Annotated in this window: 11 protein-coding genes and 1 pseudogene; 6 read left to right on the forward strand and 6 right to left on the reverse strand. The window is 69.4% G+C overall.

Annotated features, from left to right (window positions below; genetic code table 11):
* Positions 1–14 precede the first annotated feature (14 nt).
* The 4 genes from QNA09_RS26690 to QNA09_RS26705 form a co-directional block, all read right to left on the reverse strand.
* A complete protein-coding gene (locus QNA09_RS26690; protein WP_119699350.1) occupies positions 15–860 on the reverse strand; it encodes a PhzF family phenazine biosynthesis protein in 846 nt (281 codons plus the stop codon).
* A gap of 215 nt (positions 861–1075) precedes the next feature.
* Positions 1076–2416 carry an MFS transporter gene (locus QNA09_RS26695; RefSeq protein ID WP_119699351.1) on the reverse strand — a complete coding sequence of 447 codons (1341 nt, stop codon included), beginning with the start codon at positions 2414–2416 and terminating at the stop codon, positions 1076–1078.
* A 25-nt stretch (positions 2417–2441) separates the two neighbouring features.
* On the reverse strand, positions 2442–3965 hold the full coding sequence (locus QNA09_RS26700; protein WP_040273635.1) for a long-chain fatty acid--CoA ligase: 1524 nt from the start codon (positions 3963–3965) through the stop codon (positions 2442–2444).
* A 49-nt stretch (positions 3966–4014) separates the two neighbouring features.
* Complete coding sequence (locus QNA09_RS26705; RefSeq protein WP_040273637.1) at positions 4015–5181, reverse strand: acyl-CoA dehydrogenase family protein; 1167 nt, start codon at positions 5179–5181, stop codon at positions 4015–4017.
* A 189-nt stretch (positions 5182–5370) separates the two neighbouring features.
* On the opposite strand from QNA09_RS26705, the gene QNA09_RS26710 reads away from it, so the two are divergent.
* The 4 genes and pseudogenes from QNA09_RS26710 to QNA09_RS26725 all read left to right on the forward strand — a co-directional run bounded on the left by QNA09_RS26710 (position 5371) and on the right by QNA09_RS26725 (position 9782).
* Positions 5371–5949, forward strand: a complete 579-nt coding sequence (locus QNA09_RS26710; RefSeq protein WP_017681203.1) for a TetR/AcrR family transcriptional regulator — start codon at positions 5371–5373, stop codon at positions 5947–5949.
* Positions 5946–7448 (forward strand): annotated as a pseudogene (locus tag QNA09_RS26715) (flavin-containing monooxygenase); the annotation flags it as partial. The gene QNA09_RS26710 and the pseudogene QNA09_RS26715, both read left to right, overlap by 4 nt.
* Positions 7448–9163, forward strand: a complete 1716-nt coding sequence (locus QNA09_RS26720) for an FAD-dependent oxidoreductase (RefSeq protein WP_017681205.1) — start codon at positions 7448–7450, stop codon at positions 9161–9163. The pseudogene QNA09_RS26715 and the gene QNA09_RS26720, both read left to right, overlap by 1 nt.
* Positions 9156–9782 (forward strand): acetoacetate decarboxylase family protein, encoded by a 627-nt coding sequence (locus QNA09_RS26725; protein ID WP_017681206.1) that lies wholly within the window; start codon positions 9156–9158, stop codon positions 9780–9782. Before QNA09_RS26720 ends, QNA09_RS26725 begins: the two co-directional genes overlap by 8 nt.
* A gap of 15 nt (positions 9783–9797) precedes the next feature.
* Here the strand turns inward: QNA09_RS26725 and QNA09_RS26730 are convergent, their stop codons facing one another.
* Together QNA09_RS26730 and QNA09_RS26735 are read right to left on the reverse strand one after the other, a co-directional pair.
* Entirely contained in the window at positions 9798–10595 is a 798-nt protein-coding gene (locus tag QNA09_RS26730) for a DUF5602 domain-containing protein (RefSeq protein ID WP_017681207.1), read from the reverse strand.
* 2 nt (positions 10596–10597) lie between these two features.
* The gene (locus QNA09_RS26735; protein ID WP_017681208.1) at positions 10598–11398 is read right to left on the reverse strand and encodes a DUF5602 domain-containing protein; all 801 of its coding nucleotides are present in this window, start codon (positions 11396–11398) and stop codon (positions 10598–10600) included.
* A 135-nt stretch (positions 11399–11533) separates the two neighbouring features.
* Between QNA09_RS26735 and QNA09_RS26740 the strand changes: the two genes are divergently transcribed.
* Positions 11534–11965, forward strand: coding sequence for a Fur family transcriptional regulator (locus tag QNA09_RS26740; RefSeq protein ID WP_010594993.1), 432 nt, complete (start codon positions 11534–11536; stop codon positions 11963–11965).
* 76 nt (positions 11966–12041) lie between these two features.
* Positions 12042–13502 (forward strand): catalase, encoded by a 1461-nt coding sequence (locus tag QNA09_RS26745; protein WP_048774222.1) that lies wholly within the window; start codon positions 12042–12044, stop codon positions 13500–13502.
* The last annotated feature ends 161 nt before the right edge of the window (positions 13503–13663 follow it).

Consider the following 13663-nt stretch of genomic DNA (forward strand, 5'->3'; position numbering starts at 1 on the left):
CCGAGACCGGTGCCCTACAGGTGCACGGCGCCCCGGATGCACGTCGTGCTGCGTCCTCCGATCCACACCTCGCCGCCGGACGAATGCACGGTCACGATGCCGCGGCGGCCGACGCGAGTGCCCTGACTCGCCCGGTAGTCGGCCGGCGCGAGGCCGGCACCGATCAGCCACTGGGCCAGGCCGGCGTTGAGGCTGCCCGTCACCGGGTCTTCCCTGACGCCCACGGGCGCCGCGAAGGCGCGCACCTCGAACTGCAGCGGCGATCCCGGCGGGTAGGGACCGACGACGCCGAGGATGAGATCGCGCATGTGCTGGTCGTCGGGTTCGAGGTCGAGCACCTCCTGCGCGGACCCGAGCAGGACCGCGGCCCAGCCGGGTCCGTTGTCGACCCAGTTGTGCGCCACGATTCGCGCACGGTCGATCCCGAGCCCCCGCGCGATCCGGGCCAGGTGCTCGTCGTCGAGGTCGCCGCGACGGACCGGTTCGGGAGCCCGGAATGCCAGGGACTCGTCGCCGCGGCGCAGTGCGACGAGTCCGGCTCCGCACTCTTGGACGAGCAGACCCGGGCTGTTCGGCACCCCGCCGGCCTCGAGCCACGCCTGCGCCGAGCCGAGGGTGGGGTGACCGGCGAACGGGATCTCCGCGGCCGGAGTGAAGATGCGGAGCCGGTAGTCGGCCCCGGCGGTCGTCGGGGGAAGGACGAACGTGGTCTCGGACAGGTTCGTCCACGCCGCGAACTGCGCCATCGCCTCGTCCGGGAGGCCGGCGCCGTCGAGAACCACCGCGACGGGGTTTCCCCGATACGGTTCGGCGGCGAACACGTCTACCTGCGCAAACTCCCGGGACCGTGGCTGCACCATTTCGTCTCCTTCGTCGTTGCCGTCCCATTGTGGTCGCGGAGCCGGCGGTACGCACCCGAATATCCGGCCGCTCGAGGCGGCGTTCGAGCCGTTCCCCACGGCGGTGGAGACCTCGGCGCGGGCGTATCCGGAGCACCGGCCGGTGCGGCGCTGACCGGAGTCGGAAACCCCGAGGGCGCGCAGGGATTTCCCTGCGCGCCCTCGGGGTTCGCGTATCAGTGCTCGTAGGTGCTCAGATCGCGGTCCTTGCTCTCCTTCGCCAGGAGGATGAACACCGCGCTCAGGACTGCCAGACCGATCATGAACGCCGCGACCAGTCCGGTGCCGCCGCCGGCGGCCGCCTGCAGCGACGCGAGGATCACCGGCGTGAAGCCCGCGCCGAGCAGTGTCGCGCCCTGGTAGCCGAGCGAGGCGCCGGTGTACCGGGCCGCGGTGCCGAACTGCTCGGCGATGTAAGCGGCCATCGGACCGTACGTCGCGGACTGGCAGACGCCGAAGCCGAGCACGAACCCGAGCGTCACCAGCGCGACGTTGCCGGACGAGAGCAGCGCCAGGATCGGCACGATCAGCACGACGAACGCGCCGAGGCCGAAGAGCATCACCGGGCGCCGGCCCACGCGGTCGGAGAGGCGGGCGAATCCGAGCAGGGTGAAGATCGCGACGAACTGGCAGACGGCGAACGCCATCAGCGCCTGCGATCGGGTCACCCCGGAGTGGGATGCGTACCCGATGGCGAAGGTGGTGAACATGGTCTGGATCCCGAAGCTGGCCATGCAGCCCAGGGCGACGAGCAGCAGACTTCGCGGCCGGCGCAGGATGCTCAGGATCGGCGGGGTGGGCCGGTCCACGGCGGCGGCATCGACCTCGACCTGCTTGGCCATCGCCTCCCGGAACAGCGGGCTCTCGGAAACCCGGGCCCGGACGAACAGGCCGACGGCCAGCATCACCGCGGACAGCAGGAACGGGATGCGCCAGCCCCACGACAGGAAGTCGTCCTCGGGCAGCAGCGCCACCAGTGCCAGGGCGAGGGTGCCGAGCAGCGAACCGGTGGGTGCGCCGGCGTTGGTGAACGCCGCGGCGAAGCCGCGTCCCCGCCCGCCGACGTGCTCGAGGGACATGAGTGCCGCCCCGCCCCACTCGCCGCCGACGGCGATGCCCTGGCACACGCGCAGCAGCACGAGAATGATCGCGGCCCAGGATCCGATCGCCGACGCCGGTGGGACGAGGCCGATGAGGAACGAGGCCACGCCCATGACCGTCATCGAGATCAGCAGCATCGACTTGCGGCCGTACCGGTCGCCGAAGTGCCCGAAGACGATGCCCCCGAAGGGGCGGGCGAGGTAGCCCGCGGCGAACGTGCCCATCGACGCGATGGTCCCGGCGAGCGGGGACAGGTCCGAGAAGAACACGGGGGCGAAGACGATCGCTGCCGCGGTCGCGTAGAGCAGAAAGTCGTAGAACTCGATCGTGCTGCCCAGGTAGCTCGACAGCACGACGCGTCGAACTTCCTTCTTCCTCTGGGCCGCAGTGATGTCCGCGGATGCGGTGACAGTCATGGGGGCTCCTGCAGTGGCGGTCGGGTCAGTGGGCGTACTGCTCGCGCAACGTGTCCTTGCGGACCTTTCCGGTGGCGTTGCGGGGGATCTCGTCGAGAACGAGGAGCGATGTGGGGATCTTGTACTTGGCGAGACGCTCGCCGAGGAAGGCGAACAGCTCTTCCTCGGTGAGGGTGACGCCGTCGGCGAGGGTGACCGCGGCCCGGCCGACCTCGCCCCATTTCTCGTCGGGCACACCGAAGACGGCGCAGCCGAGCACGCCGGGCAGGTCGAGGATGGCGGCCTCCACCTCGGCGGGGTAGATGTTCTCGCCCCCCGAGATGATCATGTCCTTGAGCCGGTCGACGATCGTGACGAAGCCGTCCTCGTCGGGAACCCCCACGTCGCCGGAGCGGAACCAGCCGTCGCCGGTGAACGCGTCGGCGGTGGCGTCGGGTCGATTCCAGTAGCGCTGCATCACGTTCGGGCCGGAGATCTGGATCTCGCCGCGTTCTCCGGGGGCGGCCTCGGTGCCGTCGGGGTCGACGACACGCACGTCGGTGAAGAAGTGCGGCGCGCCCGCGGTGCCGAGCTTGCGCTCGGCGTCCTTGGGGGTGAGGATCAGCGCGCCCGGACCGGTCTCGGTCAGCCCGTATCCCTGGCAGAGGCGGACGCCGCGGGCGGTGTAGGTCTGCAGGGTCCGCGGCGGAACCGGTGCGGCCGCCACGATCCAGCGTCGGATCGAACTCAGGTCGGTGCGGTCCCAGTTCGGGTGGGCGCTCATCGCGTCGAGCATCGTGGGCACCCCGAACGAGTAGGTGACTCTTTCGGTTTCGATCAGGTGGAGGATGCGGCCCGGCTCGAAGCCTTCCTCGATGAGCACGGTGCCGCCCTTGAGCAGGGTGGGCAGGGCGACGAAGTTCAATGCGGCGGTGTGGAACAGGGGTGCGGCGACGAGAGCCACCTCGTCGGACAGGAAGTCGAGGTCGACGATCGGGTTCATCACCGCGAACACCACGTTCCCGTGGGTGAGGACGACACCCTTGGGCCGGCCCGTCGTGCCGGAGGTGTACATGATGAAGCACGGGTCCTCGTGCGTGACCGGGAGGTCGAGGCGGTCGGTGGGAGCGGCCGCGACGATCTCCTCGTAGCCGACGGCCCGGTCGTCGGGCGCACCGTCGAGGACCACGCGCCGGGTGGTGCCGGCCGCGGTCGCGGCGGCGTCGGCGACGTCCGTGAGGGCGGCGGAATGGACCAGGACGATGCTGCCGGAGTCGGCCAGGCAGTACTCCACCTCGGGGGTGGTCAGCCGGGCGTTGAGCGGCACGAACACCGCCCCGAGCAGACCGGCGGCGAACAGCACTTCGAGATAGGCGGGGTGGTTCGCCGACAGCAGCGCGACGCGGTCCCCGGGGCCGACACCCTGGGCGCGCAGGGCGTGGGCGAGCCGGGTGACCCGCTCGTCGAGTTCGCGGTAGGTGACGCCGGTGCCGCGGAAGGCGAGCGCGACCGCGTCGGGGGCCTGCCGGGCGCGTCGGCGCGGCCACGTACCGGTACCTTGGTTGAGCACGGGATCTCCTCGATGCCTGGGAATTTCAGGATGTTCTGGATCGAAGCGGCTACGGCCGGGTGAGCCTGCGGCCGACGATCTCCTTCATGATTTCCGTGGTGCCGCCGTAGAGCGTCCCGGCCCGGGAGTCCAGATAGTCGCGGGCGACGTCGTACTCCTTCATGAAGCCGTAGCCGCCGTGCAGTTGCACGGCACGGTGCACGACCTTCAGATGCAGCTCGGTGACCCACCACTTCGCCATCGCCGCCGTCACCTCGTCGAGGCGTCCGTGGGCGGCGTCGAGGATGCAGCGGTCCACGAACACCTGGGCGACCTCGATCTCGGTGGCCAGTTCGGCGAGGTAGAAGCGGTTGGCCTGGAAGTCGGCGATGCGCTGCCCGAACGCCCTGCGGTCGGTGGCGTGGCGCAACGCCGTCTCGAACGTTCGGGTCATCAGGGCCATGGACGTCACCGCGATGCTCAGCCGCTCCTGCGGCAGGTTGTGCCGTAGGTAGCCGAAGCCCTTGTTCTCCTCGCCGAGGAGGTGGGTCCGGGGCACTCGGACGTCGTCGAACACCAGCTCGGCGGTGTCCTGGGCGGACAGGCCCACCTTGTCGAGCGGGCCGTTCTTCGTGAAGCCGGGCATGCCGTCCTCGACGACGAGCAGGCTCACCCCGTTCTTCCCGGCGGCGGGATCGGTCTTTGCGACGACGATGATCGTGTCGGCGAGGATGCCGTTGGAGATGAAGATCTTGCTGCCGTTCAGGACGAAGTGGTCGCCGTCGGGGATCGCCGTGGTGGTGACGGCGGCGAGGTCGCTGCCGGTGCCGGGCTCGGTCATCGCGATCGCGCCGATCGTCTCGCCGGCGACCATCGGGGCGAGCCAGCGGTGGTTCTGCTCGTCGGTGCCGAGGGCCGTGAAGTACGGCGCGACCAGGTCGTTGAATCCCGACAGCCCCATGGTGACGGCCTGGGCGCCGGCGCGGGCGAGTTCCTCGATGAGCACGGCCCCGAACCGGAAGTCGTCGATGCCGCCGCCGCCGAACCGTTCCGGCACGGCGACCCCGAGCAGGCCGAGCTTGCCGGCCTGCCGGTACAGCTCACGATCGACGCGGCCCGTGGCGGCCCACTCCTCGAGGTGCGGTGCGACCTCGCGCTCGGCGAAGCGTCGCGCGGTTTCGCGGAACGCGTCGTGGTCGGATTCGTAGACGGTGCGGTCGAGCGACACGGCACTCATGGAGACGGCGGTCCTCCTTCTGCGACGTTTGTCGCGCAGATCACAGTAGACCAATAACGATTGAAATAGTCAACGGTTGAATTCCAGTTGCTTTTGGGTGGCTACGCCCGCCAGCTGGAGTGACGCCGGCCCGCCGGTTATTTGCAAGCAGTCTGGACTGTTTGTTCATTGACTGTTACCGTCCGTTCTGTGACTCGAACCACATCCACGGGCACCGGGCGCACGCAGGCCGAGCGCACCGCCGTGACCCGGGCGAAACTCCTCGACGCGGCCGTCGACTCGCTCGTCGAGCTCGGCTACGCACGCACCACCACGCAGGTGATCGCCAAGCGGGCCGGGGTGTCCCGGGGCGCGCAACTGCATCACTTCCCGACCAAGGAATCACTCGTCGTCGCCGCGGTCGAACACCTCGTGGACAAGCGCCTGACGGAGATTCTCGAGGCGAGCCCGGACCCCGAGCGGGGCCTCGACGTCCTCACCGACGCGTTCCGCGGGCCGCTGTTCCATGCCGCGCTCGAGCTGTGGGTGGCCGCGCGGACCGATCCCGCCCTGCACGAGGCGGTGATCCCCCTCGAGCGCAAGGTCTCCGATGCGCTGCGGGTCGGCTGCCTGGAGATCATGGGTGACCGGATGGGGCCCGACGAGATCGACCTGAGCATCGAACTCGCTCGCGGACTTGCCGTCGCCGCCCTGATGCGTACCCCCGAATCGGATCGTGAGATCCGGGAGCGGCTGCTCCCGGTCTGGAAGGAACTGGTGATGAAGTGAGCATCGAGACCCTCCCGCCGCACGTACACACGCTCGTCGTCGGGGCGGGCTTCGGGGGCATCGGCATGGCCGCCACCCTCCTGCGCGAGGATCCGCGCGCCGACGTCCTCGTGATCGAACGAGGCGACGACGTCGGCGGCACCTGGCGCGTGAACACCTACCCGGGTGCGGCCTGCGACGTGCCGAGCGCGTTGTACTCGTTCTCCTTCGCGCCCGAACCGGACTGGTCGAAGGCTCACGGTACCCAGGAGGAGATCTACGCCTACCTGCGCCGGGTCGCGAAGGAGCAGGGCGTCACCGACCGGACGATGTTCGGGTGCGAACTGCGTGACGCGCAATGGGACGACGAAAGCGCCCGCTGGATGGTGTCGACGTCGCGTGGTGACCTCACCGCCGAGGTGCTCGTCTCGGCGACCGGCGCGTTGTCCACCCCCACCCTGCCGAAGGTGCCGGGACTGGAATCGTTCCGCGGCAAGATGTTCCATTCGGCGCAGTGGGACCACGACTACGACCTGACCGGCAAGCGCGTCGCCGTGATCGGCACCGGCGCCTCCGCGATCCAGTTCGTCCCCGCCATCGTCGACACCGTCGGGCACCTGACACTGTTCCAGCGCACCGCCTCGTGGGTCATGCCCAAGCACGACCACACCATCGCGCGTCCGGTGCGGGCCCTCTACCGGCGTTTCCCGCTCGCACAGAAGGTCGTTCGCGCGGCCGTCTACGGGCAGAAGGAGACGTACGTCGTCGGGATGACACGCCCGTTCGCACGCCGGTGGCTCGTGCCGCTGTTCGAGCGCCGGGCGCTGTCGGTGCTCGACAGGCAGGTCGCCGATCCGGAGCTGCGGGCGAAGCTCACCCCGAAGTTCCGGATCATGTGCAAACGGATCCTGCTGTCCAACGACTGGTTCCCGGCGATCACCCGGCCCGACGTCACCGTCGTGGCGTCCGGGCTGACCGCCCTCACCGAGAACGGGGTCGTCGACGAAGCCGGCAACGAGTACGAGGTCGACACCGTCATCTTCGGTACCGGCTTCACCGTCACCGAACCACCGGTGGCCCAGCACATCCGAGGCGGCGACGGCCGCACCCTCGCCGAGACCTGGAACGGCAGCCCCAGCGCCTATCTGGGCATCGCGGTCCACGGTTTCCCCAACCTCTTCCTGATGTACGGGCCGAACACCAACCTCGGTCACAGCTCGATCGTGTACATGCTCGAGTCGCAGGCCGCCTACATCGCGGATGCATTGCGCGCCATGAGGTCCCGGGATCTGTCCGCCGTCGAGGTGACCGCGGGCGCGCAGCGCACCTACAACGCCGAACTCGATCCAGCCCTCGCGGGCACGGTGTGGAACGCGGGCGGCTGCGACAGCTGGTACCTCGACCGCAAGGGCCGTAACTCGGTGATGTGGCCTACGTTCACCTGGCGGTACCGCGCCCGGACCCGGCAGTTCGACCCCGAGAACTACCTCGCCCGCCCCGCGGCCGAAAGGATTGCGGCATCACCCATTACGACGTACTGGTCGTCGGCTCCGGCTTCGGCGGCAGTGTCGCCGCGCTGCGCGCGACCGAGAAGGGCTACCGCGTCGGCATCCTCGAGGCCGGCCGGCGGTTCGCCGACGACGAACTCCCGAAGACCAGCTGGCGGCTGCGCAAGTACCTGTGGGCGCCGGCGCTGGGCTGCTACGGCGTGCAGCGCATCCATCTGCTGCCCGACGTCCTGGTCATGGCGGGCGCAGGCGTCGGCGGCGGATCGCTCAACTATGCCAACACCCTCTACCGGCCGCCCGCCCGTTTCTTCCAGGACCCGCAGTGGGGGCACATCACCGACTGGCAGGCCGAGCTCGGACCGTACTACGAGCAGGCGGCGCGGATGCTCGGGGTGCGCCCGAATCCGCTGACGACCCCCGCGGACGACGTGATGCGTTCGGTGGCCGAGGAGATGGGGGTGGGGGAGACGTTCACCACCACGCCGGTCGGGGTGTTCTTCGGCGAGCCGGGGCAGACGGTCCCGGACCCGTTCTTCGGCGGCGCCGGCCCGGACCGGACCGGCTGCACCGAGTGCGGCGGCTGCATGACCGGTTGCCGGGTGGGGGCGAAGAACACCCTGGTGAAGAACTACCTGTACCTCGCGGAGCAGGCCGGTGCGACGATCCACCCGCTCACCACCGTCACCGGGATCCGCCCGCGCGCCGGCGGCGGATACGAGGTCCGCACCCGCAGCACGAACCGGATCCGCAAGCGCCACGACGTGTACACCGCCGACCAGGTGGTGCTCGCCGCCGGCACCTACGGCACGTCGCGGCTGCTGCTCGCGATGCGCGAGACCGGTGCGCTGCCGCGGTTGTCGCCGCGGCTGGGCACGGTGGTGCGCACCAACTCCGAAGCGGTGCTCGCCGCGACGGCGCAGGACCGCAGCGTGGACTACTCCCGGGGTATCGCGATCACCGCCTCCTTCCACCCGGACGACCACACCCACATCGAACCGGTGCGATACGGCAAGGGCAGCAACGCTATCGGACTCCTCCAGGCCCTGCTGGTCGACGGTGGCGGCCGGACACCGCGGCTGGCGAAGTTCTTCGCCGTGGCGGCCCGTAATCCGGCGGCGTTCCTGCGCAGCCTGTCGGTGCGGCGCTGGTCCGAGCGGACCGTGATCGCGCTGGTCATGCAGACCGACGACAACTCGCTCGAACTGACGAGCAAGCGCGGGTTCTTCGGGCGCCGGCTCACGAGCCGCCGCGGACCCGGTGCGCCGCCGCCGGAGTGGATCCCGGTGGGTCACGAGGCGATCCGGCGGGTCGCCGACAGGATCGACGGCGACGCGGGCGGATCGATCGCGGACCTGGTCGACATTCCCATGACCGCGCACTTCCTCGGCGGCTGCGTGATCGGGGATTCGCCCGAGTCCGGTGTCGTCGACCCCTACCTGCGCGTCCACGGTCACGACGGTCTGCATGTCGTGGACGGATCCGTCGTCAGTGCCAATCTGGGCGTGAACCCGTCGCTCACCATCACGGCGCAGGCCGAGCGGGCGATGGCGTTGTGGCCCAACAAGGGCGAGGCCGACCCGCGTCCGGCGCCCGGCTCCGGGTACGTGCCGGTCACCGCCGTGCAGCCGGTGCGTCCCAGCGTTCCGGACTCCGCACCCGGGGCGCTGCGCCTGCCGATCCATCCAGTCCGACGAGAGGAGGCCGCCCGTGTTGTGGAGCGTGCCTGAGAGCACCGACGAACGCACCGACTGGCCGACATCCGCGCCACCCCCGTGGTCGGCGCAGGCGCGCGCCGCCCTGTGGTGGCATCGCAGTGCGCCGGGGGCGGCGCAGTTCGGCCCCGGTGGCCGGACCCTGCCGTTCACCCTCGCGATGGTGGTGGACTATCTCGACTCGCCCGTCGGTCCCTACCGTGAGGTGCTCGCCAGTCCCGTCCTGCGCCCGGGCCTGATCCCGGCGATGGCGGTGCCGTTCATCGCCGTGGACTCCGAGGCGTCCGTGCACGGCGGCCGCGAGCACTGGCACCTGCCGAAGGTGCTCGCCTCGTTCGACGGCGACGTCACCGGCCGGTTCTCGGCCACGGGCCACACGTGGAAGGTGGACACCGACGCGTCCCCGCGTGGTCCCGAACTGCCGATCGTCGGCGGACTGGCATTCGCCCAGCCCGAACCGGACGGCAGTCAGGCCCGGGCCACGGCGCGGCTGCGAGGGCGGTTCCGCTACGCGCGGGTCCGCGTCGAGGCGCAGGGCCCGACGCTCGGGCAGTGGTTGCTGCCGGGGGCACACCACGGCATCGTGATCACCTCGGGCCGGATGAGCATCGGGCCGGCCCGGACGGTGCGCTGACGGGCGGCGCCGGGCTCACGACGCCTCGCGCATCGTGAGCCCGCCGAGCTCGACGACGTACTGCCCGGCCGCGTCGTCCCACGTCACGGAGTAGGTGGTGGGGTAGTAGCCGGACTGCTGGTACGCGCTCGGCTGGCGCAGGTCCTCGTGCAGGTCGGGCCGGGAGGCGAGCCAGTCCCTGGTCATCATCGGCTCGATGAAGATGTGCCGGCCGTCCCACGAACCCTGCAGGACCGTTTCCGTGAAGTGCCCGTGCGGCTCGGTGGTGTCGAGCCAGTGCAGTCCCATTTTGGCGACGGTGCCGAGAATCGGCTGGGGGTCCGACGGTGCGTAGCCTTCCGGCAGATACTTCGGGTCTGGCAGCTTCGCGGCCCGTTCGAGATAACCGGGGACGAACGGGTGGATCGATTCCACCGTCGCGGTGTCCACGAGGTAGAAGTGCACGTCGAAGTGCGGCTGGTCGAACCCGTGCTCCGGATTGTGGCCGTGCGAGTTCCAGTCCAGCGTGACGTGGTCGACGACGGTGTCCGGCGCCCCGGCGGGCACGTCGAGGACGTAGGCCTCGGTGGTGGGCAGCAGACCGCTCGTGAGGCCGTCGAGTGCGGCCGCGTCGAGGCGGACGCCGATCGCGGTGGGAGTGCCGTCGGGGCCGACGGTGACGTACGTGTGGGCCGATCCGTTGCCGACCGGGTGCGGCGGGCCGTCGAGGGCCGTGGAACTCTGGGCTCCGGCCGCCGAGCCGAGGACGAGTGCTGTCGCCGTCGCCGTCGCACCGACGACTCCGAGCACCGCGAACGTGCGAAGATGCACCACTGTCACGACTCCTCTCGCATGGTGAGTCCACCGAGTTCGACGACGTATTCCTGCTCCCGGTCGTCGAAGCTCACCGAGTAGGTGGTGGGGTAGTACGCACTCTGCTGATAGGCCTCCGGCTGCTTCACCGGCTCGTCGACGGTGGGCCGGGTGAGCAGCCACTCACGGGTCATCATCGGTTCGACGAATGTCCATTCGCCGTCCCAGGATCCCTCGATGAGGATCTGGGTGAAGTCGTACTGTCCGGGTGCGATCGGCAGGGTGCCGTCGACCCAGTGCATCCCCATCTGCGGGACGAGTGCCACCTCCGGCGGGCCGGCGGGAACGTAGTCCGCAGGCATGTACCGTGGTTCGGGCATGTTGGCCGCCGACTCGGCGTATCCCGGTGCGGCCGGGTCGATCTCGTCGACCTTCTCGGCGGGGATCATATAGAAGTGGATGTCGAAGTGGGGCTGGTCGAACAATCCCACCGGTTCGTGCCCGTGCGGGTTCCAGTCCAGGGTCAGGTGGTCGAAGGCCGTCTCGTCCGCCTCGGCCGGGAACTCGAGCGTGTGCACCTCGAGGGCGTCGGCGAGCCCGTCGAGTGCCGTCGCCGAGAAGCGCAGCCCGATCGCCTGGGGTGTGCCGTCGTCGCCCGACTCGACATAGGTCCGTGCAGTGCCGTCGCCGACATCGACGGTGGGCCCGTAGGAGTAGGGCTCCGACTCCGAGTCGGAACCGCTGGAGCAGCCGAGCAGCAGGGTGAGCGCGGTGCCGGCCGCGATCGCGATCCCGGAGGCGCGAGAAATCGGGATGGTGCGCATGGCGGACCTCTTCCGGTGGGCTGAGAAGCAGGGTAGACCGCACCGAGGGGTCCGTTGTGTGGAATCGGAGGATCGTGCTCGCACCGATCTCGCCCATTTTCTTGACCTATTCCAGAAAAGGGGCATACTGGGGTCATGCACCGAACGGACGAGCCTGTCGACATCCCGGCGCAACTGCGCGCCGCGGGTCTGCGGGTGACTGCTCCGCGCGTTGCCGTGCTCGGCGCGGTTGCCGCGCACCCGCATTCCGATGCGGACGAGATCGCGGTCGCGGTGCGGAGCGAACTCGGCTCCGTCTCCACGCAGGCGGTGTACGACGTGCTCAAGGCGTGTGTCGGGGCCGGGCTACTGCGCCGCATCGAACCCGCCGGCTCACCCGCCCGGTACGAGACCAGGATCGGCGACAACCACCACCACCTGGTGTGCCGCAACTGCGGCGCGGTGACCGATATCGACTGCGTCGTCGGAGCGGTCCCGTGCCTCGTGCCCTCGGACGATCACGGATTCGCCGTCGACGAGGCCGAAGTGACGTTCTGGGGTCTGTGCCCCGATTGTCGAGAATCCTAGTTCAGCAACGCTTTTCCCTCCGCCACCACCGCATCCCGCGGTGGTGTGGCGGGCACCCTTCCCCAGGAGGATCACCATGACGAATCCCCGCCCCACCACGACCGGCGTCGGTATCCCCGTCGCGAGCGACGACGAATCGCTCACCGCCGGAACGCAGGGCCCCATCCTGCTGCACGACCACTACCTGATCGAGAAGCTCGCCCAGTTCAACCGGGAACGGGTCCCGGAGCGCGTCGTGCACGCCAAGGGCGGCGGCGCGTTCGGCGAACTCGTCGTCACGAACGACGTCAGTGCGTACACCGCGGCGAAGCTGTTCCAGCCCGGCACGAGAACCGAATCCCTCGTGCGGTTCTCGACGGTGGCCGGGGAGCAGGGCAGTCCCGACACGTGGCGTGACCCGCGCGGATTCGCGGTGAAGTTCTACACCGGGGACGGCAACTACGACCTCGTCGGCAACAACACCCCGGTGTTCTTCGTCAAGGACCCGATCAAGTTCCCCGACTTCATCCACTCCCAGAAGCGGCTGCCCGGTTCGGGACTGCGCGACCACACCATGCAGTGGGACTTCTGGACGTTGCGTCCCGAGACCGCGCACCAGGTGACGTGGCTGATGGGTGACCGGGGCATCCCCCGAACCTGGCGCCACATGGACGGTTTCGGCTCCCATACCTACCAGTGGGTCAACGCCGAAGGGGAGCGGTTCTGGGTCAAGTACCACTTCAAGACGAACCAGGGCATCGAGTTCCTCACCCAGGCCGAAGCCGACCGGCTCGCCGGTACCGACCCGGACTACCATCGCGCCGATCTCCACGACGCGATCGAGCGGGGCGAGTTCCCCAGCTGGACGCTGAAGGTGCAGATCATGCCCGTGGCCGAGGCGGAGGGGTATCGCTTCAACCCGTTCGACCTGACCAAGGTGTGGTCCCAGCGTGACTACCCGCTGATCGAGGTCGGCACCTGGACGCTGAACCGCAACCCGCGCAACTTCTTCGCCGAGATCGAGCAGGCCGCGTTCGCGCCGTCGAACATCGTGCCGGGCATCGGACTGTCGCCGGACAAGATGCTGCTCGGCCGGGTGTTCTCCTACGCCGACGCGCACCGCTACCGCATCGGCGCGAACCACGCGCAGCTGCCGGTCAACGCGCCGAAGAACGAGGTGAACTCGTACTCGCAGGACGGCGCCATGCGGTACTCGTTCAACGACCCGGGCACCCCGGTGTATGCGCCGAACAGCTTCGGCGGCCCGCACGCCGACCCGCAGCTCGCCGGCGACGAAGGTCTGTGGGAGTTCGGCACCGAGGCGGTACGGGCCGGCTACGTCCGGCATGCCGAGGACGACGACTTCGGTCAGGCCGGCACGCTCGTGCGCGAGGTGCTCGACGACGCCGCTCGGGAGCGGCTGGTGGGCAACATCGTCGGACACATCCTCGGCGGAACCTCGGAGGCGTTGTACGGCCGGATCTTCGAATACTGGTCGAATGTCGACACCGACCTCGGAAAGAAGATCGAGGAGGGTGTCCGGTCGGGCCGGGCCTGACCGCGCGTCAGAGCAAGCCCCACCAGTAGAGGAGGGTGGCCAGTATCCACACGACGACCGTCTGCATCTCTTTGTCCTCCCTCGGTGCGGATTCTTCCTCCATCATCCGCCCGCGGGGGCACGGCCGCCACGGACACTCCGAGAACAGGGAGTCCCGTGTC

It is taken from the genome of Rhodococcus sp. AH-ZY2, assembly GCF_030916465.1.
In the GTDB taxonomy this organism is placed as follows: domain Bacteria; phylum Actinomycetota; class Actinomycetes; order Mycobacteriales; family Mycobacteriaceae; genus Rhodococcus; species Rhodococcus ruber.

Excerpts from the sequence above, each read along its gene's own strand:
- QNA09_RS26690 (WP_119699350.1), bottom strand. The coding sequence starts at position 860 with ATGGTGCAGCCACGGTCCCGGGAGTTTGCGCAGGTAGACGTGTTCGCC.
- QNA09_RS26695 (WP_119699351.1), bottom strand. The coding sequence starts at position 2,416 with ATGACTGTCACCGCATCCGCGGACATCACTGCGGCCCAGAGGAAGAAG.
- QNA09_RS26705 (WP_040273637.1), bottom strand. The coding sequence starts at position 5,181 with ATGAGTGCCGTGTCGCTCGACCGCACCGTCTACGAATCCGACCACGAC.
- QNA09_RS26735 (WP_017681208.1), bottom strand. The coding sequence starts at position 11,398 with ATGCGCACCATCCCGATTTCTCGCGCCTCCGGGATCGCGATCGCGGCC.
- QNA09_RS26740 (WP_010594993.1), top strand. The coding sequence starts at position 11,534 with ATGCACCGAACGGACGAGCCTGTCGACATCCCGGCGCAACTGCGCGCC.
- QNA09_RS26745 (WP_048774222.1), top strand. The coding sequence starts at position 12,042 with ATGACGAATCCCCGCCCCACCACGACCGGCGTCGGTATCCCCGTCGCG.